The sequence below is a fragment of the Thalassotalea atypica genome (assembly GCF_030295975.1).
Classification (GTDB): Bacteria; Pseudomonadota; Gammaproteobacteria; order Enterobacterales; family Alteromonadaceae; genus Thalassotalea_F; species Thalassotalea_F atypica.
In genome coordinates, this window is record NZ_AP027364.1 from 2683636 (window position 1) to 2705556 (window position 21921).

General features: G+C 40.5%; 19 protein-coding genes and 2 tRNA genes. 14 read left to right on the forward strand and 7 right to left on the reverse strand.

Features of this window, described 5'->3' with window-relative positions; all coding sequences use genetic code 11:
* Positions 1-41: 41 nt before the first annotated feature.
* Positions 42-2078: a TonB-dependent receptor gene (locus QUE03_RS12275; RefSeq protein WP_286261853.1), complete on the reverse strand. Its 2037-nt coding sequence runs from the start codon at positions 2076-2078 to the stop codon at positions 42-44.
* Positions 2079-2438: 360 nt separating this feature from the next.
* On the opposite strand from QUE03_RS12275, the gene QUE03_RS12280 reads away from it, so the two are divergent.
* Genes QUE03_RS12280 through QUE03_RS12290 form a run of 3 tightly spaced genes read left to right on the forward strand, consistent with a single transcriptional unit; the run spans position 2439 to position 5012 of the window.
* Complete coding sequence (locus QUE03_RS12280; RefSeq protein WP_286261855.1) at positions 2439-3470, forward strand: hypothetical protein; 1032 nt, start codon at positions 2439-2441, stop codon at positions 3468-3470.
* On the forward strand, positions 3470-4033 hold the full coding sequence (locus QUE03_RS12285) for a hypothetical protein (RefSeq protein ID WP_286261857.1): 564 nt from the start codon (positions 3470-3472) through the stop codon (positions 4031-4033). Before QUE03_RS12280 ends, QUE03_RS12285 begins: the two co-directional genes overlap by 1 nt.
* A complete protein-coding gene (locus QUE03_RS12290; RefSeq protein ID WP_286261859.1) occupies positions 4023-5012 on the forward strand; it encodes an endonuclease/exonuclease/phosphatase family protein in 990 nt (329 codons plus the stop codon). Before QUE03_RS12285 ends, QUE03_RS12290 begins: the two co-directional genes overlap by 11 nt.
* Positions 5013-5105: 93 nt before the next feature.
* Here the strand turns inward: QUE03_RS12290 and QUE03_RS12295 are convergent, their stop codons facing one another.
* Positions 5106-5681 carry a hypothetical protein gene (locus tag QUE03_RS12295; RefSeq protein ID WP_286261860.1) on the reverse strand — a complete coding sequence of 192 codons (576 nt, stop codon included), beginning with the start codon at positions 5679-5681 and terminating at the stop codon, positions 5106-5108.
* A 287-nt stretch (positions 5682-5968) separates the two neighbouring features.
* Here QUE03_RS12295 and QUE03_RS12300 point away from each other — a divergent pair, with 287 nt between their 5' ends.
* The 3 genes from QUE03_RS12300 (at position 5969) to QUE03_RS12310 (ending at position 9171) form a co-directional block, all read left to right on the forward strand.
* Positions 5969-7483, forward strand: a complete 1515-nt coding sequence (locus QUE03_RS12300) for a sensor histidine kinase (RefSeq protein WP_286261862.1) — start codon at positions 5969-5971, stop codon at positions 7481-7483.
* Positions 7473-8837: a sigma-54-dependent transcriptional regulator gene (locus QUE03_RS12305; RefSeq protein ID WP_286261864.1), complete on the forward strand. Its 1365-nt coding sequence runs from the start codon at positions 7473-7475 to the stop codon at positions 8835-8837. Before QUE03_RS12300 ends, QUE03_RS12305 begins: the two co-directional genes overlap by 11 nt.
* Before the next feature lie 121 nt (positions 8838-8958).
* Entirely contained in the window at positions 8959-9171 is a 213-nt protein-coding gene (locus QUE03_RS12310; protein ID WP_286261867.1) for a hypothetical protein, read from the forward strand.
* 5 nt (positions 9172-9176) lie between these two features.
* Here QUE03_RS12310 and uvrB read toward each other — a convergent pair whose 3' ends face one another.
* Positions 9177-11177 (reverse strand): excinuclease ABC subunit UvrB, encoded by a 2001-nt coding sequence (uvrB, locus tag QUE03_RS12315; protein ID WP_286261869.1) that lies wholly within the window; start codon positions 11175-11177, stop codon positions 9177-9179.
* Positions 11174-12550 (reverse strand): MATE family efflux transporter, encoded by a 1377-nt coding sequence (locus QUE03_RS12320; protein WP_286261872.1) that lies wholly within the window; start codon positions 12548-12550, stop codon positions 11174-11176. Before QUE03_RS12320 ends, uvrB begins: the two co-directional genes overlap by 4 nt.
* Before the next feature lie 594 nt (positions 12551-13144).
* On the opposite strand from QUE03_RS12320, the gene QUE03_RS12325 reads away from it, so the two are divergent.
* From QUE03_RS12325 to QUE03_RS12340, 4 genes are all read left to right on the forward strand, one after another.
* Positions 13145-13220, forward strand: a tRNA-Asn gene (locus QUE03_RS12325).
* A 60-nt stretch (positions 13221-13280) separates the two neighbouring features.
* A tRNA-Asn gene (locus QUE03_RS12330) sits at positions 13281-13356 on the forward strand.
* A 322-nt stretch (positions 13357-13678) separates the two neighbouring features.
* Entirely contained in the window at positions 13679-14050 is a 372-nt protein-coding gene (locus tag QUE03_RS12335; RefSeq protein WP_286261874.1) for a GntR family transcriptional regulator, read from the forward strand.
* A 19-nt stretch (positions 14051-14069) separates the two neighbouring features.
* Positions 14070-14933, forward strand: coding sequence for a hypothetical protein (locus tag QUE03_RS12340; protein WP_286261876.1), 864 nt, complete (start codon positions 14070-14072; stop codon positions 14931-14933).
* 81 nt (positions 14934-15014) lie between these two features.
* On the opposite strand, the gene efpL is transcribed toward QUE03_RS12340, so the two are convergent.
* Together efpL and QUE03_RS12350 are read right to left on the reverse strand one after the other, a co-directional pair.
* The gene (gene efpL, locus QUE03_RS12345; RefSeq protein WP_286261878.1) at positions 15015-15590 is read right to left on the reverse strand and encodes an elongation factor P-like protein EfpL; all 576 of its coding nucleotides are present in this window, start codon (positions 15588-15590) and stop codon (positions 15015-15017) included.
* A 125-nt stretch (positions 15591-15715) separates the two neighbouring features.
* Complete coding sequence (locus QUE03_RS12350; RefSeq protein WP_286267836.1) at positions 15716-16738, reverse strand: GlxA family transcriptional regulator; 1023 nt, start codon at positions 16736-16738, stop codon at positions 15716-15718.
* 150 nt (positions 16739-16888) lie between these two features.
* Here QUE03_RS12350 and QUE03_RS12355 point away from each other — a divergent pair, with 150 nt between their 5' ends.
* Positions 16889-18037 carry an acyl-CoA dehydrogenase family protein gene (locus QUE03_RS12355; RefSeq protein WP_286261880.1) on the forward strand — a complete coding sequence of 383 codons (1149 nt, stop codon included), beginning with the start codon at positions 16889-16891 and terminating at the stop codon, positions 18035-18037.
* A 117-nt stretch (positions 18038-18154) separates the two neighbouring features.
* Entirely contained in the window at positions 18155-18931 is a 777-nt protein-coding gene (locus QUE03_RS12360) for a pseudouridine synthase (RefSeq protein WP_286261882.1), read from the forward strand.
* A gap of 7 nt (positions 18932-18938) precedes the next feature.
* Here QUE03_RS12360 and QUE03_RS12365 read toward each other — a convergent pair whose 3' ends face one another.
* Entirely contained in the window at positions 18939-19376 is a 438-nt protein-coding gene (locus QUE03_RS12365) for an Lrp/AsnC family transcriptional regulator (RefSeq protein WP_286261884.1), read from the reverse strand.
* 154 nt (positions 19377-19530) lie between these two features.
* Here QUE03_RS12365 and ctlX point away from each other — a divergent pair, with 154 nt between their 5' ends.
* Positions 19531-20451, forward strand: a complete 921-nt coding sequence (gene ctlX / locus QUE03_RS12370) for a citrulline utilization hydrolase CtlX (RefSeq protein WP_286261886.1) — start codon at positions 19531-19533, stop codon at positions 20449-20451.
* 52 nt (positions 20452-20503) lie between these two features.
* The gene (locus QUE03_RS12375) at positions 20504-21916 is read left to right on the forward strand and encodes an alanine/glycine:cation symporter family protein (RefSeq protein ID WP_286261888.1); all 1413 of its coding nucleotides are present in this window, start codon (positions 20504-20506) and stop codon (positions 21914-21916) included.
* Positions 21917-21921 lie beyond the last annotated feature (5 nt).

The window sequence follows — 21921 nt, forward strand, 5'->3', positions numbered from 1 at the left end:
GCACGGCAAGTCGCCGCTGTTTCTCAAAGCAATTAGCCGTTTTATCTACCGAAATCATATTTTACGCTAACATAGAACGAACGCGGCTCACCGACAAAATAGCGGTAATTACCAAAACCAAAATCAGCTCGTTCTGCATAATCTTCATCCGTTAAATTCAATACCTTAGTATTTATTGTCCAGTTTTCACCAATCGTAGCTTGAACGCGTAAGTTCAATAAATTATGGCCTTGGTACTGCGCTGTATTCTCTGGGTTTAAGTAGTAATTTCCTACATGTGTCCATTCTAGCTCTATATTGGTGTGACCTATACCTTGCCAGCCTAGTTGAGCGCTGCCAATGTGTTGAGGCGCGGTGTCTATTTCATTACCTTTTATAGCCACTCGACTTAACATCAGTGAGTTATCGTATTTATGATTTGCTATGGTGCCATTACCTGTTAAGTAAAAATGACTCGACAACTGATAGTGAACACTCAGCTCAACACCATGGTGCGATGTTTTACCACTACTGATATTCTGCCTCTCGGTATCTTGAAAGATAAAGTTATCCTTTTGCATGGTAAACAAGGTGGCGTCATAAAACAGTTCTTGCCACTGCCCTCGCACCCCAAACTCAATTGAATCTAGCTTTTCAGCATTTAGATCTGCAACGGCTTGACCTTGTTGTAATCGAAATAACTCATTAGCTTGCGGCGCACGGTAGCCTGTTGAAAACTGGCCATAGACACTGTGCTGTTCCGACAATAAGTAATGTCCTCCAATTTGGTAGGAAAATTCGTCGTAACCTACGTCTTGATCTTCAGGGCGGGTGAAACGACAACCTTCAACACCTTCACCGCATGCGCTGCCAGCGGACAGATTGTTTTGATACTCAAAATTTGTTATCTCATAACGAAGGCCTGCATTAAATGAAAGCTCTGCTGTCACTGCCCAATTCAATCGCACGTTCGGAGAAATGACGAACGCATCGACATCGTAGTCATAGTGTTTACCCGCGGGCTTTGTTGGTGAAAAATCAGTAAATTGTGTTTCAGTTAAACTCCCATGAGTAAAATCTATATCGACTCCTGTATACCAAGTTACATCTTCTAATTGCTGCTCGATTGCCACATTTACACCAATACTTTTTTGGTCATTTTTCTCAATTGGTTGCCACGGAAGATAATGCTGTAAAAAAGTCATATCAGCCCATCGAACATAGGGTGTAATAGTATAGAAGGTGTCGCTATCGGCTTGATATTGAACCTGGCTATACGCTCTAAATGACTGACTGTCACGAAATGCTTCTGGATTTGGGTTACTCTTTTTAAGCGATTCGTCTTTGTAAGCTTCAAATCCTTGAATAAACCCAGCGGTTTCTTGATTTAAATTGGTGGTTGCAAGGACATTTTTTATCATTAACGACTGAGATTGATATTGATGAATAAGGTTAAATTTTTGTTGGTCAAAACCACTGTCATCTTTATAGCCGCCGTCATGTGCTCCATTGCCATACATTAATAGAGCATGCTCGCCCCAATCGCTTTGAGTGCTAAAGCGACTACTGTAATAGTCATGAGGTCCCATTGAAACCCCTAAACTGTTGCGTTCATCTTGAAAAGCATTAGGGGTTATAACGTTGATCGCGCCATGAACCGCATTTGATCCGTATAGTGTGCTAGACGGTCCGCGTAATACTTCAATACGCTGTGCTTGCTCGGTGTTTGCATCGAATAACTGGTTAGTGTTGCAAAACCCTGGGGCACGCAGTGATATGCCATCTTGCGCCATAAAAAAAGCACCACAGCCACCGGTGCCAGTTAATACGGGGGATCGAATAGCCGTCAAATGTTCCTGTCCATTTCCTCTACTTATCCAGCCGCCAGGTACCCTGACTATCGCTTGATGAACATGTTCATGTTCAATCAATTGCAATTGTTCTTCGTTAATCACCGATAAATTGCTGTTCAGTTCCAGCAAGGCGCGTTCATTTAGCGACGCTGTCACTGTGATCTGTTCAATTTTTTGCGCTGACAATGGATATGAAGCGGCGCTCAATAGGAGTAAACTACAGACGCGAGGGAGTTTATAATTCAAAAATAACATCCTGTTTTTTATAGTTTTTATTCGGGAAAATTAGCAGCTATCGTTTATGATCTAATATCGTCGTCTCTGGTTCAAGAATAATATGTTTTGTTTTTCATATAATCTTATCACAACAGTATTCACTGATGATTCAACAACTATTTCTCACATCGCTCTTAATAACTTCCTTAAACATGGTAGCGTAAATGCTGGTATAAAAATCATCAACTTATACGAAAACTCCACCTCACAAATTATAGCAATTAACTTTACGCCCTTATTTATAAGGGTTTGTAGGCTAGCATTAGTTGTGATTTGAGTTTTTTAGACTAGTATCAAGAGTCTATATTTACTTGTTCCATGGAGGAAATTATGCTCAAGTTAAATGATAGAGTACTCGTCGAAAACATTTCTGGTATCGGTCCCGTATTTGCCGATGAAATGTCCAAACTAGGTTATATACACGCAGTAGATCTGCTTGCCTCAGAAGAAAGCCAACTAATAGCAACTTTATCTAAAATTGATGGTTTAAGTGAATTCAACCTTGAACACTCAATTTTGCCTCAAGCACGAATGCTAAGATTACCTCATTGCACCGAAGCCATCGCAGATGCCTTGGTCGAAGCAGCTTATCATAGATATTCTGATTTCTTATCTGTCAATATCAGCAATATCCACACCATAGTATCTGACGCTTTGGGCGAAGAAAAAAATAACAGTAACCTTATTTTGGCCCATGAAATGCTTTTGACGGCAGTACAACTTGCAGTAACGAGTTCAGCCCGAGTGGTTGTTTACGACAGTGAGACCAATGCAGTTATTGAAGACGCTGAAGTAGTGATTAATGGTGATAGACGAACCAATAGCTTTAACCAACTCAAACACATGACTGACAACAATGGGGTCGTTGATTTTGAAGGGATAGCACCGCTACCAACTGTATTTAAAGCCACTGCTGCAGGTTATAAAACGTCGTCTTTTCTCGGTACATTAAGGCCTCAATCACACCACATCTACAACATTTACCTAAAAGCAGGTACTGAAAGCTTGCCACAATTCAACGAGTTTCTTGGCGGTTTTGCCATAGGTCACACCATATTGCCCTCTGTTCGTCGAACCGTTGATCTTGATAGCTTGCCCGAAAAGCCCCCCATTTGTATTGAGGCAATCAAAACTGATGAAGCAATCGCGGGAAGTCTATGGTTTAAGCATCAGGACGATACCGTCATTATATATCGATTACGTATTGATTTAAGCCTATTGCCAAATGATATAGCTCACGGCGATGTGCTTTTACCTAACGAAAGTGGCTGGCAAATACATCCAGAAGCAATGACACCCGGGCAGTATAGGGAAACATTAAGAGAACAGCGAATGCCTGTGCCACAAGGAGGAACATTATAATGTCATTTTTTAAAGGTTATATGTACGAATGGAAACCATCTGCAAATGCCTGTGCTCAGTGTCTTGCCAGGCCATTGCTAAATGTTACTAAGCCCGGAAAACCACATAAACATTGTAAATGCAAAATCAAAAAAGAGCCCTTATTAGAAAAAAAGTTGGAAAGCTATTCTCGAACACTGATAAACAGTACGAGCCATGAAGAGCTGATCACGATGGTTATCCCGGGTAATTGCATAGAAGTTGAGCACACCACTAGTGCTACATCCACTAATTCATGGGAAGTAAGTGCTGGATTTGAAGGTAAAGGCATATCTGTTGGTGGTTCAGTAGGTAACGAATCAACAAATGAACAATCAACCACAGTAAAGCAGAAATTCTGTCATGGCGGCGTATGTGAAAACAGCACGGAATACATTTTTGCAACGTATGAGACCGACACTTATTTGATCACCAAAATCTATCGAATAAAAACACTTTCTGTGCCAGTGAGTATGTCGATTGTCGAAAATACCTACGAATATGAAATGACCCAGACAGATATAAAGGTGCGTTGTGAGCAATAATTATTTTGTCTGTTGGTGGAACCTAGAAAATCTGTTTGACTCGGCGCGATCACCTCGTCGTTCAAGTAAATTAAAACGAGCACTGGGGAAGTCTATTAACCAGTGGACCACCCGCTTAAGAGACAAAAAGATATCTCAATTGGTTAAAGTGATCTCATATTTAAATAACGGTGCTGGCCCTGACCTTCTTGGTGTTTGCGAAGTAGAAAACAGTTATGTAATTAAACGCCTAGTCGATGCATTAAATGGCCAACTTCACAAGAGAAACTACACTTACATACACTACGACTCCAAAGACAAAAGAGGTATCGATATTGCCTTCATTTATGAAGGCACAAAATTCATTACATCCAACGACCAAGTTTTTCAACACTCAGTCATGCGGCGCACAGCGACGAGGGATATTCTGCAAGCTAACTTTACCACTAAGCCTTTAGGGCGAAAGTTAATCGTTTTTGCTAACCATTGGCCTGCCCGTTCTGGCGGCGTGTTAAAGTCGAGCGGTTATCGGCAAATAGCGGGTGAAACCTTAGCTTACTTTCACCAAAGGGCAATAGAAATACAGGGTAAAAAAACAGCTGTACTGGTCATGGGTGATTTTAATGATGAGCCCTTTGATACTTCTTTGGTAGATCATGCGCTAAGTACCCGTGATCGCACCAAAGTATTGCGCGCCTCCACGCCAAGAGTACTCAACCTGATGTGGCCAAAATTGAGTCATTCACAAGGCACTTATTACTTTGATAATTTCCCTTATATGCTGGATCAGTTTCTCGTCAATCATTATATGCTTAATCCGTCTTCTGTCCTCAAAATAGACATCAACTCCATTGCTATTGAAAATACTTGTCCAGGATTTATCGATGAAAATTCGGCTTATCCTCAACCCCTTCGTTTTGGTGGGTTAGGCAAATCTGTCAATACTGAAGGTTTTTCAGATCATTTTCCTATATCGGTAATTATTGAAGAAAGCGACTGATAAAGGCTGTATGTGGGCAGGTATATTCGTATTTGGATAATAAAGCTCTCTATTTTCATCAAAACAGAGAGCCTTTATCAAAGAAATAATTGGTTAATGTTTCTCATCCAACGCCTGTTGTAGCTGAATCAGCTCTTCTTTACTAAATTTACCAGACTTAATCATATGCAATAAAGCTTGAGTGCTACTGCCGCTATGTTTAACTTTTACGACCTTCTCACCGCCGTGATGAATGAATTTTTTAACCACTTTGGTGACATCGTCGCCCAGCTCTTCACTGTCCACATCTATCACAACGATATTTTCGCCATTTTCGGTGAAAAAGCTTGAGTCTTCACCTTCAACATGACGATGCTTCACTAAGTGTAAATCAGACGATAACTTACTTAGTGTTGAGAGTAACTTCTCTCGCTCCTGCTCTGGCAAATCAGACAAAGCTGCTGCTAATTTATCTTGGTCGTGAAAGATATCCATAGGGATCACTTTCTCCATTTTTTTACCGTTTGCATCAATAAATAAATGCGCGTCTTGCCCGCCGTCCACTTCAACTTTAATTTGATGTACTTCTTTGTGCAGTTGATGTGCTTTATCATCACCAGCAATAGCGTAATTTGCGACCATCCCAGCTAAAATTGAAAGGGCTAATGTTAATGGCTTTGTAAATTTCATGATATTCCTCATTATGTTTATTCTTAATTCCTCTTGGATAACGCTATATTTGTGCCAATTTAAAAAATATAAAAATTTCAATGAATTAAAAACAAAAATGGAAGAAGAAGCTGCTCATATTCCTGATATCAGGAGCTAGATTTCCTGATATCAGGAAATAAATTTCATCGTTACGCTAAGTCAAATCACTAAGTAACTGTTTTTATACTGCTTTATTATCAAAGCCCCTTGGCATTATACTTGTAGGCACTACACTATTACTAAGTATTCACGTTCCTGTTGGTTTTATGTCGTTAAGAAATTATCTGTTTTGCCTAATTGGCGTCTTAATTTTGCTGTTGACCTTGTCTCAACTGGTGTTAGTCAACTGGATCAATGAGAATTTAAATCAAGAAGTTCAAAAACAAGCAACGCAATTAAGTAAACAAGTGGTCAAGTTGGCCGTAAATGAAATGGCCTTCATCCACAAAGAAACACAAACTCCAATTAAACGTGTAGTAAAAAGATCAGTAACAAATAACAGTGAACACCATGATATTCAAAATGTAGAAATTATTGCTGTGCCGTCAAGCGAAGAAATAAGTGGATTGTTAGAAAAGCACGCCGATGGCAATGAATACACCATAGCCGTTGACCATCAAGGTAATGAAATTGATGCTGAAAAAATTAAGCGAGAATTGAATCAGTTAGTTGAGAAAATTCATGGCAATCGGTTGATACATACAAACAGTGCCAACAAAGCCGTTTTTGAAGTATACAGTGATAGTAGTAGCGGAAGCGACAGCAATGGTTCTAACCAAAACACCACCAACGTTGCTGAGCGTCACTTGCTGGTAGAAACATTACCGTTAGGAGACAATACTCAAAAACTCATTCAAACCATTGAGATCATGATTACCGCAAGTGCGATTATTGCCCTTGCTTTTGCCTTTTGGCTTAGCGTGAAATTTAGCCGACCACTAAAACGCCTGACCACAGGTTTTGACGCAGTTGCACAAGGCAACTACCAAATCAGTGTAGAGCAAAGCGGTGTTAAAGAAATTCGCCAAACCATCACACAATTTAATGACATGGTTGCCAAGGTAAAAACACTCACTCAGGCACAATTACAAAATCAAGATATTGAAAACTTAGCAGAACTAGGAGAAGTCAGCAGAGGCCTTGCACACTCCCTACGCAACCCTATTCATACGATTGGTTTATCTATCGAGCAAATGCTGGAGCCAACACTAAAAGAAAAAGACAGGATCAAGCTAATCACCACCATTAAAAACAAAATAGCCCACATCGATTTAAATATTAAAGCTTTGCTGACCTTAACCACGTCAGGGCTAAGTCGAAATGACGATGTCCCGTTACTCGCAGTGGTGCAAGATATTATTCTTGAATACAAATCCTGCCAAGGCAAACAATTGACCTTTGAGGTCAATGTCGCGGCAGAGATGAAAATAAAAGGGGCCGAGTCTGAAATTCGAAGTATTGTACATACACTAATCATTAACGCTTGTCAGGCAAGTCCCGACAACGGCCGAGTAGAAATAATGTCTGAAACAGATCATATCAATGGCATCACATTAACGGTTGTTGATCACGGCACTGGTTTGTCAAAAGACATAGAGCAACAGCTGTTCAAACCTCACGTTTCCACCAAACCAGAAGGCGCAGGCATGGGACTTTATATCGCAAAACGTTTAGTCAATTTGCATTATCATGGAGATGTCACGTTAAATAATCTGGTAGAAAATAACAAAGTCAGTGGCTGCAAAGCACTAGTCAACTTCAAGGTTTCAAATGAGCAATAAAATTTCCGTACTCGTTGTAGAGGATGAGCAAGAACAGCGTGCCTTAGTCTGCGATATATTAACCATGAGTGGCTTTCATGTAGTTGACGCTGACAGTGTCGAACAAGCGATTTTACACATTAAAGATAATCACTTTGATGTTGTTTTTTCAGATTGGAAACTAGGTCAACTTTCGGGCATAGATTTATTACGTTATGTCAGGTCAAATCAAGCAGAATTAGGCTTTGTGATCGCGACCGCCTACGGCACGATTTCTCATGCCGTTGAAGCATTACAGCAAGGCGCTGATGATTACCTGCCTAAACCCTTTCAGCGACAAGAGCTGCTGCTGACCATTGATAAAGCATTTAAGGCAAAAACACTTCGAAGCCAAAATAAAACGCTTACGGCTCAGCTAGCTGAACAAAACAAACTCGTCGGAATTGTTGGTAAAGCACAATGCATGCAGAAAGTTTATCAACGTATCGAAAAAATTTCAGCAACCAACGTAACGGCATTAATACTCGGTGAAAGTGGCACAGGTAAAGAGCTTGCCGCTAGAGCCTTACATGAACAATCACAGCGCGCGGCAGAAAAATTCGTTGCGATAAACTGCGGCGCTATCGCAGAATCGATAGCAGAGGCTGAGCTTTTTGGTGCCGAAAAAGGCGCATTTACGGGGGCAGACAGGCTCAAGGTAGGCAAGTTCGAAGCGGCCAACAATGGCACTATTTTCCTTGATGAAATTGGTGAATTGCCATTAGCATTACAAGCACACTTACTGCGCTTTTTACAAGAAGGTACCATTACCCGGTTAGGGAGCCATGACGACATTAAACTTGACGTTAGGGTCATCGCAGCAACCCATAGAAACCTTGCAGACGATGTCAGCAAGGGTACATTTAGAGAAGATTTATACTATCGACTAAATGTGGTACCAATAACAATGCCAGCGCTGCGCGAACGACAAGACGACATCCCTATTCTAGTTGATCACTTTGTCAGCCTTCATGCAAAACAACATAACCTATCAGCGCCCGAAATTGATGAAAACCAATACCGTGCGCTACTCGATTATCATTGGCCAGGTAATGTCCGAGAGTTATCAAACCGCATAGAGCGATTTGTATTGCTTGGCGACACCGAAGAGCTCACCCAATTGGCCATCAATTCGGCTAATACAGGGCTCACTTCTGACGTGAATATTCCCGACATCAGCTTCCCTGAGCAAGGCTACAACTGGGAGCAATTTGAGCAATATTGTCTGCAACAAGCACTAGAAACTAATCAAGGTAATAAAACCAAGGCCGCAAAATACCTAAAAATGTCATACAAGGCGTTTTTATATCGTCTTGAAAAATATCAAATTAACTAAATTTGGCCATTTGGTTATAACAAAGGTCTCCACTATTCCTGTTTTGATAACCAATAAATATAACCAACATTCTCCGCTAGGCTAGACTTAATAAGGTGTACAGTGATGATAGGAGGAGAATATGAGTGCTATATGGAAAAGCCACGCCATGCATTTAGCCAACTTGATAAGTCAAAATAACGAAACAGAGGCACATCTTTATTTAGAGCAGTTAATGTTGTTTCCAGTTGATATTCAAGACAAGATCATTGAGGAAATCAGTCATCTTGGCCGTTGCAACAGCGATGCTGTTGCAAATATTATCGGCAGGTATTCCATTATGGATCTGAAATAAAGAAATTATCTCGCTAATTGTTGTAGTCTCAATTTAGCGATTTTATCTCTCACTGCAGCAGCTTGTTCAAATTCTAAGTTTTGAGCATGGTCTAACATAGATTTTTCAAGCTGCTTAACCTTAACATCAATTTCATCAACGCTAAGTACTTCGTATTCAGCATGAGGCTCCGCCGCTTTCTTAGCTAACTGTTCAGCAGTACTATATGTTCCAACATCCATCACGTCAGTAATTTTACGCACGACACCTTTAGGTGTGATGCCATTTTCAACGTTGTACTGATGTTGCTTTTCTCGGCGACGTTCTGTTTCATCAATGGCTTTGCGCATCGATTTAGTGATACGATCAGCATACAATATGGCTCGACCATTGACATTACGTGCAGCACGGCCAATGGTTTGAATCAATGAGCGCTCTGATCGCAAGAAACCTTCTTTATCAGCGTCTAAAATCGCGACAAGTGACACTTCAGGCATATCTAATCCTTCCCGAAGTAAGTTGATGCCAACTAGGACATCAAATTTACCTAAACGAAAATCTCTAATAATCTCAACTCGCTCAACCGTGTCTACATCCGAATGCACATAACGCGTTTTGATATTATGTTCATCTAAATAGTCAGTTAAGTCTTCTGACATCCTCTTAGTTAACGTAGTTGCTAGCACACGCTCACCTATACTCACCCGCTTGTTAATTTCAGAGAGTAAATCATCAACTTGCGTTTCTATCGGACGTACTTCAATTTGCGGATCAAGTAACCCCGTTGGCCTAACAACTTGCTCAGCAATATCATCGCCTGATTTTTCAAGCTCATAATTACTTGGGGTCGCTGAAACATAAATAGTTTGAGGCGATAATGCTTCAAACTCTTCAAATTTCATCGGTCTGTTATCTAATGCAGAAGGTAACCTAAAGCCATATTCAACAAGGTTTTCTTTACGAGAACGATCACCTTTATACATAGCACCAATTTGCGGTACAGTGACATGTGACTCATCAATGATTAATAATCCATCATCCGGTAAATAATCAAACAATGTTGGTGGTGCTTCACCTGCTTCGCGACCTGAAAGGTAACGTGAATAGTTCTCAATACCAGAGCAATAACCCAGCTCTGTCATCATCTCTATATCAAATTGAGTACGCTGGACAATACGTTGCTCTTCCACCAATTTGTTATTTTCTTTGAGTTGCGCAGAGCGCTCTTTTAATTCAACTTTGACATGTTCAACGGCAGCGAGGATTTTATCCCTAGGGGTAGCGTAATGGGTTTTTGGGTAAACCGTAACACGCGCTAATGTACGCTCTACCGAGCCCGTTAGCGGGTCAAATTCACTGATTCTTTCAATTTCTTCATCAAATAATTCAACCCGAAGTGCTAACCTGTCAGACTCAGCAGGGAATATATCGATAACATCGCCCCTCACGCGATAAGTTGCCCGCTGGAAGGCTACATCGTTTCGAGTGTATTGAAGCTCTGCTAGGCGTCTTAATATATCGCGTTGATTAATGATGTCACCTTGTCTTAAATGCAACATCATTTTTAGATAAGAGTCTGGATCGCCTAACCCGTAAATGGCCGATACAGACGCAATAATTATCACGTCTCTTCGTTCTAATAACGCTTTAGTGGCTGAAAGTCGCATTTGCTCAATATGGTCATTAATTGAGGCATCTTTCTCAATAAAAGTATCGGTTGTAGGTACGTACGCTTCAGGCTGATAATAGTCATAGTACGAAACAAAATATTCAACAGCATTGTTCGGGAAAAACTCTTTCATCTCACCGTAAAGCTGAGCTGCTAGCGTTTTATTTGGGGCGAGCATCATCGTTGGGCGATTAAGTTTCTCTATGACATTAGCCACGGTGTATGTTTTACCAGAACCGGTTACGCCTAATAGCGTTTGGTGAGCTAAGCCCGACTCAATACCGTCTAACAAAGATTCAATTGCCGTAGGCTGATCGCCGCTTGGTGTGTATTCTGATACTAATTCCATATTTTTCATGAAGAAACAGGCTCCACTTCAACATCGTCTTTAGTGAACTGACGAGTAAATGAATAATAAGAAATAAACGCCATCATTAGGTTACCTAAAAGTGCGCCGACAAATAGCCCTTCTAAGCCGTATAGCTCTGACCCTAAATACGCTAAAGGCACGTAACATACAAATAGACGAACAATACTTAAAACCAAGGCAACCATCGGCTTATGCAACGCATTAAATGAAGAGTTAGTTAAAATAATGACGCCCTGTAAACCATAACCAAGCGGTAGTGTATAGATAAACATTTTGATGATATCAGCGACAGACTCTTCTTTTGAGAATGCATCAGCTATAAATCCTGAGATTAAAATTAACACAGCGTAAATCACAACTTGCCACACCAATACAAACTTAATCGAACTGCGATAAGCCTGTTCCACTCGCTCCATGTTCCCTGCACCGAAGTTTTGGCTGATAAATGGCGGCAATGTCATAGAAAGCGCAAGTACTACTAAACTAGCAATTGACTCAATACGAGAGCCAACACCAAAGGCTGCTACCGCAGAGTCGCCATAAACAGCGACGATTGCCGTCATAATGGCTGCCGCTATTGGCGTTAACATGTTGGCACCAGCAGCCGGTAAACCGATATGTAAAATACGCTTACACGAGTCGATGAAAACCGTTGGAGGTAAAAAGCTTGTATGTATCAGTTTCTTTTTAAACATCAGTAAATAAAGCACAAAGGCTAAACCAAAAATCCATGACACCAATGTCGCAATTGCTGCTCCCTTAATACCCATTGCTGGTACGGGTCCCCAGCCAAATATAAATAACGGATCCAATAATGCATTAATAAGGCCAGCGCTTCCCATTATGATACTTGGCGTTTTTGTATCACCCGATGCACGTAATACTGCATTACCTATCATAGGGCCAATTAAACAAACACTACCGATATACCAGATGTCGATATATTCATGAATTAGTGGCAATAAATCTGCACTTGCACCCAGCATGGTAAATATTTCATCGGTAAAATAAAAACCTACTGCTGACAACAAGCCAACAATAATAGCAGTTAATATGAGTGCACCTGTCGCCGCATTTTTAGCGGCCATGTGATCCTTTTCTCCTAAAAAACGAGCAATAACAGCCGACGTACCGATCCCCAAACCTATGGTTAAGCTAATTACCGTAAAAGTAATAGGAAAAGTAAAACTGACTGCCGCTAGTGGTTTTGTACCTAATAAGCCGACAAAAAAAGTATCAACTAAGTTAAACGTCATTAGCAGCACCATGCCGTAAATCATCGGTATGGTCATATTTTTTAGAGTTGTGTTAACCGAGCCTGCTAACAAGTCGTGCTGTTGTTTTGATTTTTTTGTAGTCATTAACTATTTGTGCGCCATGTATAAGGAAAAATTAACGGTTTCGTTAATTAACCGCTTTTTCGCGGAATATTCTATTGTAAAAGATACCTATAAGAGGTGCTATTTAATTATGCTATTTCACTAATAATTAAAAGACTTTAGTGTAAAAGTTAATTTCAATCACAGGTTGGAATTACAAAAACATTCATAACTCTCAATTAAATTCACAGAAAACTCGCTAAAAACCGTGATTGTTCAAAAATCGCACCGACAGGTCAGCTAAGCAGCAAAATTCAACTTAACACATTGTTACTATAGTATTTTTTATAAAACAAAAATATATATTGACCTTTGCGCAACCTGCATTCTATCGTTCAGGTTACGCTTTTTTACACTTTAACTCACATAGTTATCCACAAGATTAGTGGATAACTATGTTGTATTTCTAGCTTGAAGAAAAAGCCAGCGACTTTTGACGCTTTGTCGCCCTATTTGTCTACAAAGCAAGCAAACAAACTAAATATCAATATTTTTATAAATTTAGTGTTGACAGCTAACAAACAGATCTTTAATATTCCGCCCCGTTGAAGCGACACAAGTTCTTCACAAGATAATTCCTCAATAGCTCAGTTGGTAGAGCAACGGACTGTTAATCCGTTTGTCCCTGGTTCAAGTCCAGGTTGAGGAGCCAAACATTAGAGTAATGGCTTGTATAAGCGGTTACGAGGCGAAAGCCAGAATAAAGAACAATTCCTCAATAGCTCAGTTGGTAGAGCAACGGACTGTTAATCCGTTTGTCCCTGGTTCAAGTCCAGGTTGAGGAGCCACTTAAAAAAGGCCGCATTTATGCGGCCTTTTTGCTTTCCGACATTTAAAAGCTTCACTATTAGGTGTTATTTAGCTCTAATCTCAAAAACCTAACTCCCCCCTGTCCAACGCATCTAAACAATCTACCGGTTATCAATGCTTAATGACCCACTTACTTGCCCCTCTATGCCTGCTGGCTCTGCCTTGAACTGCATAATTACACATCCACTTAATAATATTTTTCTGTTATTTATCAGTCAGTTGAATGTTTTTTATGTTTTTACTGGTATTATCACAAAACCAGTTGTACCATTACATCAAAGGGTACAACAAGGAGATGACATGGAAATTACGATAAATGTGGATGATCCCATCCCAATATTTAATCAGCTCGTCGAGCAAATTAAGCGAGCTGTAAGCAATCAGCATTTAAAGGCTGGCGACCCCTTACCTTCTATTCGTCAACTCGCCAATGATCTTGAGGTAAACAGTAAAACGGTAGCAAAAGCTTATCGAATACTAGAGCGAGACAATGTGATAGAAGCGAAAGGGTACCGTGGAACCTTTATCCATCGAGAAGCGATGGAAAATATAGATGTTGATATAAATGCATTAATTGATCATGCGTTAACGACAACAATCAGTAACCTAAGACAATCAGGTGCGACTGATTCGGAAATAAGAATTGCTTTTACAAAAGCAATGAATAACTGATATTACCAAGGAGAGCATCATGTTAATTGCAATAGCCTTTTATCTCATTTTTTTAGGGCAAATAGGATTAATATCAATATATTATCCACATAAATTCACTCGTAGAATTCAATACGTTACTAACAATTTTTCGCCCAATGAATACCCTAAGCTTTATCCAGAGTCGATTGATACCATTCATTTAAAGAGAAAAATTTATCTTGGCCTTAATTATATAATTGCTATTTTGGGCCTTGTATTGCTAGTAGTTACTATGCCACTAAATGCAGTGGAGAATGTAGACTACCAACGAATAGACAGCATGCCACTTATTTTTGGTATGGTGCAGTTTATTCCTGTATTGCTTTTAGAAATATCAAGCTTTAAACAGTTCAAGCTGATGAGAGCGGCAAACACCAGCACTAATAAAACGGCAGATTTAACCCCAAGACGGTTGTTTGATTATATCTCTCCGTTATTGTTGTCATTTACGGCAATTCTCATAATAAGTTGTATCCTATTTGAACTTTACATCAATGAGTATACTTTGACAGATGACGTGATCAGTAAAATTGTTGCATTGGTTTTATGTAATGGCCTATTTATATTTCTTACTTACAAAAACTTGCATGGGAAAAAGCTCGACCCCTACCAAGCAAATACAGACCGCAGTAAACAAACTCGCACTGCAATTCAATCGATGGTCTTTGTCAGCATACTTGTCAGCATCTTTTTTATGGCTACTGCAATCATTAACCGGTTCGATTTTATTGAACTTGAAGTATTTGTTAATAGCCTTTATTTTCAATTTATTTCTATCTTTGGTTTTGGCTCATTACTAAGAGCACTTCCGATAGAAGAGTTAAATTTTGATGTCTATAAAGCGGAAAAAGTAATGAATTAACCTCTAACTAGGTCCAACAGGTACAAAAAAAGCGAATACTAATATTCGCTTTTTTATTTTCATGGCTTTGAACTTAACAAATTACTTAGAATCTGCACGGCCCATAAATTTCTTTTCTTCAGTATTGACTTTGATTTTATCGCCAGTAGAAATATGCTCAGGCACTTGAACAACAACCCCTGTTGATAATGTCGCAGGTTTTGTACGTGATGTTGCCGAAGCGCCTTTTAGTGATGGGTCAGTTTCAATAACTTCTAGCTCTACACTTGACGGTAATTCCAACGCAACCGGTGTTCCATCTATCATGATCACAAGTAAACCTTGTGTATCTTCATTAATAAACAACACCTCATCAGCAATAGTGTCCTTATTAAGGTTATATGGCGTGTAGTCTTCATTATCCATGAATACATATTCATCGCCGTCAACATAAGAAAACATTACAGCGCGTCGGCTCAAGTCTGCAAAATTAAGCATATCTGAATCTTTGAAAGTCACATCTGCTTTGCCACCGGTAACGATATCGTACATTCTCATGCGGTAAAGACTACCACCCGCACGCCCTTGTGGTACGGAGCGCTCAATATCTCTTACGATAAAAACTTTTCCATCATGTTCAATAGCTGCATTTTTTTTAATTTCACTTGCCTTTGGCATTGTCTACTTTCCTAAATTTAAACTTGAGTGGAAAATAACACGAACTGAGTTTATTGCAATATATGAATGACCAGAGGTGAAATTATAAGAGTGTTTATTGATGCCCACTAATGTATTTATCTAAGTTAGAGTCTTCGCTTAAACTGCTTTCTGTATTGCAATGGTGTCAATTGATTTAACCGTTTAAACAGCTCACAAAAATAGCTACCGTCTTGGTACCCCACTTCCAACGCAATATATTTCACGGAGTGTTCAGAGTAAATCAATCGTTCTTTGGCCACTGAAATACGTAGGTGCTGTAAGTAATCTTTAGGAGTGTCTCCTGTTGCGGCTTTGAATCGACGTGCAAAGTTGCGCTTACTCATGCCAAACCGCTCCGCCAATACACCAAACTCAACCACTTGAGCATAATTTTCGTCTAACCATTGTTGGATTTGCTGTATCAAAATATCTTGATGTCGTCGATGTGATGCCGACGAGAATGAAGGTAATTTATAGCTACGCTTGGTATCAAATAAAATATCTCTACTGATCCCTTGTGCGACTTTTGCTCCACAAAGCTCGGCAATATGGTCAAGTAAAATGTCAGAAGCTGAAGCAACGCCAACGGAGCAGGCAATATCATCATATTGACAAACAGCCTCATTTTCTTGCCACAGAACTTGTGGAAAACGTTGTTTAAATTCTTCCATATAACGCCAATACGTCGTGGCATTTTTGCCATCGAGTAAGCCAGCTTCAGCCAACCAAAATACGCCACTGCCCATACCCAATATTTTAGCACCCTGCTGGTACTGTCCCTTTAACCACTCAATTAATGTCGGGTTGTGCTGTAACTGCTCACTAGTCTCGCCCCAAAAATGACTCAAAACCACCAAGCGCCAACACTTTTCATCAGTCAAAGTTTCATCAGCTAAAATACTTGTGCCGCTGTAGGTTTGTATCTCTTTGCCTTGTGGTTTAGCGATAATCACTTCAAAAGCTGGTTCAATAGCTGCTGGCTCCGCAACCAGCTTTTTTTCATTGGCTCTTAACTGCAATGCAAGGCGCAAACTAGCACTGTGCAGCATGTCTTTTACCTGTAGAACACCCATGCCATAGACATGATCTGTTGCCACCACACACACGCCTGTTTGTTGCGCTTCCATCACGTCATTTTTATCCTAAACATTTAATTACGGCAATTTTGCCATACTAAACGGCAAATATACCACATCAAAATAATTAAATATTAGCGATGATAAAGCTAGGCAAGCTTAGTAAGCCAAAGCAAACAATACAAATTCAATGAGGCCATTATGATTTCTCGCACACTTTTCGACAGCGATATGGAACAATTTCGCGATACAGTTCGTAAGTTTCTAATTAACGAAGCGGCACCACACCATGAAGCATGGGAAAAACAAAAATACGTATCAAGCAACTTTTGGCTCAAAGCTGGAGAGCAAGGAATGCTATGTCCACAATTACCAGAAGCCTATGGCGGTTTTGGCGTTGATTATCGCTATAACTGTATCGTTGTTGAAGAAATTGGCCGCGCCGGCCTATCCGGCCTAACAGGGTTTTTGATGCATTCAGACATTGTTTGTGAATACATCCTCCACTACGGCAATGAGCAGCAAAAACAACAGTACTTGCCTAAAATGGTCAGCGGTGAATATATTGGTGCACTTGCGATGAGTGAGCCCGGTGCTGGCTCTGACGTGAAAGGAATTAAAACAACGGCAATCGACAAAGGCGATCATTACTTAGTTAATGGCTCTAAAACTTTTATCACCAATGGCTTTACCTCGGATATCGTTGTTGTCGCGGTCAAAACAGAGCCTAGTGCCGGAGTTAAGGGTGTCAGCTTACTCATTTTAGAAGCGGGTATGGCAGGTTTCGAAAAAGGTCAAAAACTTGAAAAAGCAGGTTGCCATGCCTGCGATACCGCCGAGCTATTCTTCCAAGATGTTAAGGTACCCAAAGAAAACCTATTAGGCGAAGAAGGTAAAGGCTTTTATTATTTAATGAATGATTTAGCACAAGAGCGTTTAGCTGTCGCGGTCAATGGCTTGGCGGTCGCTGAATCTATTCTTGAGCAAACACTAACGTATGTGCAAGAGCGAAAAGCATTCGGGAAAGAAGTTGCTAGCTTTCAAAATACACGTTTTAAGCTAGCAGAGCTCAATACCGAAGTAACCGTCGCCCGTGTTTATTTGGATAAATGTATTGAACTTCACTTAGAGAAAAAACTCGATGGCGTAGAAGCCGCAAGAGTAAAGCTGCACATCACCGACTTACAATGCAAATTGCTTGATGAGTGCGTACAATTGCACGGCGGTTACGGCTATATGTGGGAATACCCAGTGACACGGGCTTGGGCTGATTCAAGAGCGCAGCGTATTTATGCGGGCTCAAATGAGATCATGAAAGAAATCATTTCCAGGGAGTTACTTAGCCAGTAACGCTTTATTCACTAGAGGTGCTAGCGATTAGATAAAAGTTAGCACTCTTTATTGCCGGCTACATCTAGCCAAACTTGTTCCAGTGCACTGGCACATAAGCGCTGATAACTGCATAATATGGCTTACCATAGTAACATCCTATTCCTGACTGAAATCGTGCCGCTAAATACTACTAGAATTGATAAATTTATTGCTGCGCATCTAAATATCAGTCGACGTGACGTCAGGCTGATATTAGCGCAAAAACGTGTTGTTGTTGACAGCCGAGTAGCGACGAATATCGACCAACGGATCAATAAATTTTCAACGGTTATACTTGATGGTGATGTGATTCTAGATAACCAGCCTGTATATATCATGTTGCATAAGCCTGTCGGCGTGGTAAGTGCAACAAGCGACAAACAACATAAAACTGTGATTGATTTAATAGACTGCAATAATATTGAACACTTGCAGTCAAAAGATGAACTACATATCGCTGGCAGACTCGATTTAAATTCCTCTGGACTCATTTTATTAACCAATGACAGCAGGTGGTCTGAAGCCATTGCCTCACCCGAAGGTAAAGTGGAAAAGTGCTATCAAGTGACTTTAGAAAATAAACTGACCCATGAATACATTGAGGCCTTTAAACAAGGTTTTTATTTTGGCTATGAAGATATCACCACCCTACCCGCCAAACTTACAATCATAAATGCTCATTTTGCTGAAGTTAAATTAATCGAAGGCAAGTACCACCAAATCAAAAGGATGTTTGGTCGATTTCGAAATCCGGTTGTTGCCCTGCATCGCAGTGCGATAGGAAGTATTACGCTCGATGAGAACTTAGCGGCTGGCAAGTACAGAGCATTAACGGCGGAAGAAATTAAACTACCAAAACCTCATACCGATTAAGCACTGCCTAAACTGAGCTGAGTAAAATACTAGTTTCACTGTTTAATACACCGTCAATCGCGCGCACTTCCCGTAAAACACGATCAAATTCTAATAAGTTAGACGCCTTAATATCAGCAACCAAATCCCAAGCACCATTAGTGGTATGTAATTTTTCGAGCTGAGGAATACCACGTAGTTTATGGATAACCTCGGCAGTGGATTTACCAATCACTTCAATCATCATTACCGCTTTAACCACATCGGTTTCAAGTTCATCATGAGCCCGAATGGTGAATCCCAATATCGCACCAGAATTAACAAGCCGATCAAGCCTGTTTTGTACCGTTCCTCTTGAAACATGTAAACGCTTTGCTAGAGTCGAAATTGACGCCCTCGCATCAGCGCGTAATATCGCGACCAACTCTTTATCTACTGAGTCGTACAAATAAACATGCTCTTTCATTGCTTCTCCAATACTTAGGCAAAAACCTATCAATTTGCTAATCATATTATACAAATTGATAAATAATAGGTTGATTTATGCAAGTTTTTGGCATTTTGTTTGGCGAACTTACGCGATAACATATCGCTAAGAAAAACGAATACTGAGAATTTCTATGATCATATTTCCACAAGCGCCAAATACTGTCGTGATGATTCGCCCTCATCAATTTAGCCCTAACGAGCAAACCAAAAGTGACAATAGCTTTCAATCATCTGAGCAGATAAACAATGATACTGTGGCTAGGCAAGCATTTGAACAAGTCACTCAAGCCGTGACAACGTTAGAATCGCACGGTGTTAGGGTTCACCTTTTTGAAGACACAGGCACAGACACACCTGACTCGGTATTTCCGAATAACTGGTTTTCAACCCACACAGGGGGTCATATTGCCATTTATCCAATGTTTGCTAAGAACAGACGACTTGAACGACGTGCAGATATTATAGAGCTACTGAAGCAACAGTATCGTGTTCAAGACGTTATCGATTACTCTGGGTTAGAATACGACAGTATCTTCTTAGAAGGCACAGGCGCGATGGTACTCGATCATGTTGAACGTATCGCCTATGCCGCTCGCTCAAACCGCACAGATTCTCATGCGTTAGAGCGCTTTTGCTCCCATTTCAATTTTGAACCTATGATCTTTGATGCACAAGACAAAGATGGAGTTGCTGTTTATCACACGAATGTATTAATGTGTATTGGCACTGACTTTGTCATGGCAGGTTTTGACATGATGACCAATGAAAAGCGTAAGCTAGAAATCATTAAACGCTTTAAGAATTCGGGCAAAAACATCATCAAGTTAGACGAACAGCAGATCAATGCGTTCTGTGGCAATGCAATAGAGCTACAAGCTTCAAGTGGCAGAATATTAGCGATATCAGCAAAAGCATGCCATGCCTTAACTGAGCATCAAAAAACCACTTTAGAACAAAGCGTAACACTTGTACCGCTTGATGTGTCCGCAATAGAGCTAGCAGGTGGTTCGGTACGCTGCATGTTAGCGGGAATACATTTATCAAAGCGCTAAGCCGGAACGATAGCTCCTTAATTTAATAAGAATTATAACCAAAGGAATACACATGATCAGTGATCTAGTAAGTGCAATTAACGACATATTGTGGGGACAAGGACAAATACTCATTTATCTGTTGTTATTCGCTGGCTTTTGGTTTTCATTCAAACTCGGGTTTATTCAAATACGTCAATTCAGGTATATGTTCACTGTGATGAAAGGAAGTACACAGTCGGATAAATCTGGTATCAGCTCATTTCAAGCCTTATGCACAGGTCTTTCTGCCCGCGTAGGTACTGGAAATTTGGCCGGTGTTGCCATGGCCATTTCGCTTGGTGGCAGTGGCGCAGTCTTTTGGATGTGGGTAATCGCTTTACTTGGCATGGCAACAGGCTTTGCAGAAAGTGTATTGGGACAGCTCTATAAAGTACGTGACAATCACAAAGAGTTTCGCGGCGGTCCTGCCTATTATATTCGCGCAGGATTGAACAAACCTTGGCTCGCAATCACTTTCTCTTTATGCCTTTTTCTTGGTTACGGCCTTACATTCAGCGCAATGCAAGCCAACACCATCGCAGATGCATTGAATAATACATTCGACATACCAACTCATTATGCGGGTGCTGTAATTGCGATAGTAGCTGGCAGCATTGTTATTGGTGGTATGCGCAGTATTGCTCGCTTTGCTGAGTTAATTGTCCCGTTCATGGGATTAGCCTTTATTGCAACAGCCATCATTATTACCTTAATGAACATTCAATTATTACCCGCTATGTTTGGCGATATTATTGCATCAGCGTTTGGTTTAACCGAAGCAGGCGCAGGCGCTTTGGGTGCAGCGATAAAAAATGGTATTCAACGAGGTTTATACTCAAATGAAGCAGGTGCAGGCAGCGTGCCACATGCCGCGGCTGGTGCCTCCCCTGTGCCTAATCATCCGGTTGCACAAGGCTACGTACAAATGCTGGGCGTATTTTTAGATACAATGGTGCTATGCAGCTGTACTGCAGTGGTCATTTTACTTTCTGACATCAACATCAGCGGTGAAATGGAAGGCATTCGCATGACCCAAGACGCCATGAGCAGTCATTTTGGTGCCGGCGGAAACTACTTTGTTGCTGCGGCAATTACCTTATTTGCTTTTACTTCAGTCGTTGCTAATTATGCCTACGCAGAAAGTAACCTGCATCTGTTCAAACTAGACAGTAAACCGGGGCGCATTGCGTACACCATCATTTATTTATCTATGGTATTTTGGGGCGCAAGTGCTACGTTAAAACAAGTTTGGGGGTTGGCTGATATGGCGTTAGGGCTCATGACACTAGTAAACATTTACGCGATTATTTTGCTAACGCCTACCATTATCAACTTGACTCAAGATTATAAAATTAAGCTTGCAGCAGGAAAAGAACCGACATTTAACCTGAAAGATGTAGAAATTCAAGGCTCTACCGAAGCAGATATTTGGCCAAAAACATAAACTAA

Bases quoted from the DNA above. Each gene is read 5' to 3' on its own strand.
- QUE03_RS12280 (WP_286261855.1), top strand. From the start codon at position 2,439: ATGCTCAAGTTAAATGATAGAGTACTCGTCGAAAACATTTCTGGTATC.
- QUE03_RS12285 (WP_286261857.1), top strand. From the start codon at position 3,470: ATGTCATTTTTTAAAGGTTATATGTACGAATGGAAACCATCTGCAAAT.
- QUE03_RS12295 (WP_286261860.1), bottom strand. From the start codon at position 5,681: ATGAAATTTACAAAGCCATTAACATTAGCCCTTTCAATTTTAGCTGGG.
- QUE03_RS12300 (WP_286261862.1), top strand. From the start codon at position 5,969: ATGTCGTTAAGAAATTATCTGTTTTGCCTAATTGGCGTCTTAATTTTG.
- QUE03_RS12305 (WP_286261864.1), top strand. From the start codon at position 7,473: ATGAGCAATAAAATTTCCGTACTCGTTGTAGAGGATGAGCAAGAACAG.
- QUE03_RS12310 (WP_286261867.1), top strand. From the start codon at position 8,959: ATGAGTGCTATATGGAAAAGCCACGCCATGCATTTAGCCAACTTGATA.
- uvrB (WP_286261869.1), bottom strand. From the start codon at position 11,177: ATGAAAAATATGGAATTAGTATCAGAATACACACCAAGCGGCGATCAG.
- QUE03_RS12320 (WP_286261872.1), bottom strand. From the start codon at position 12,550: ATGACTACAAAAAAATCAAAACAACAGCACGACTTGTTAGCAGGCTCG.
- QUE03_RS12335 (WP_286261874.1), top strand. From the start codon at position 13,679: ATGGAAATTACGATAAATGTGGATGATCCCATCCCAATATTTAATCAG.
- QUE03_RS12340 (WP_286261876.1), top strand. From the start codon at position 14,070: ATGTTAATTGCAATAGCCTTTTATCTCATTTTTTTAGGGCAAATAGGA.
- efpL (WP_286261878.1), bottom strand. From the start codon at position 15,590: ATGCCAAAGGCAAGTGAAATTAAAAAAAATGCAGCTATTGAACATGAT.
- QUE03_RS12350 (WP_286267836.1), bottom strand. From the start codon at position 16,738: ATGGAAGCGCAACAAACAGGCGTGTGTGTGGTGGCAACAGATCATGTC.
- QUE03_RS12355 (WP_286261880.1), top strand. From the start codon at position 16,889: ATGATTTCTCGCACACTTTTCGACAGCGATATGGAACAATTTCGCGAT.
- QUE03_RS12360 (WP_286261882.1), top strand. From the start codon at position 18,155: ATGGCTTACCATAGTAACATCCTATTCCTGACTGAAATCGTGCCGCTA.
- QUE03_RS12365 (WP_286261884.1), bottom strand. From the start codon at position 19,376: ATGAAAGAGCATGTTTATTTGTACGACTCAGTAGATAAAGAGTTGGTC.
- ctlX (WP_286261886.1), top strand. From the start codon at position 19,531: ATGATCATATTTCCACAAGCGCCAAATACTGTCGTGATGATTCGCCCT.
- QUE03_RS12375 (WP_286261888.1), top strand. From the start codon at position 20,504: ATGATCAGTGATCTAGTAAGTGCAATTAACGACATATTGTGGGGACAA.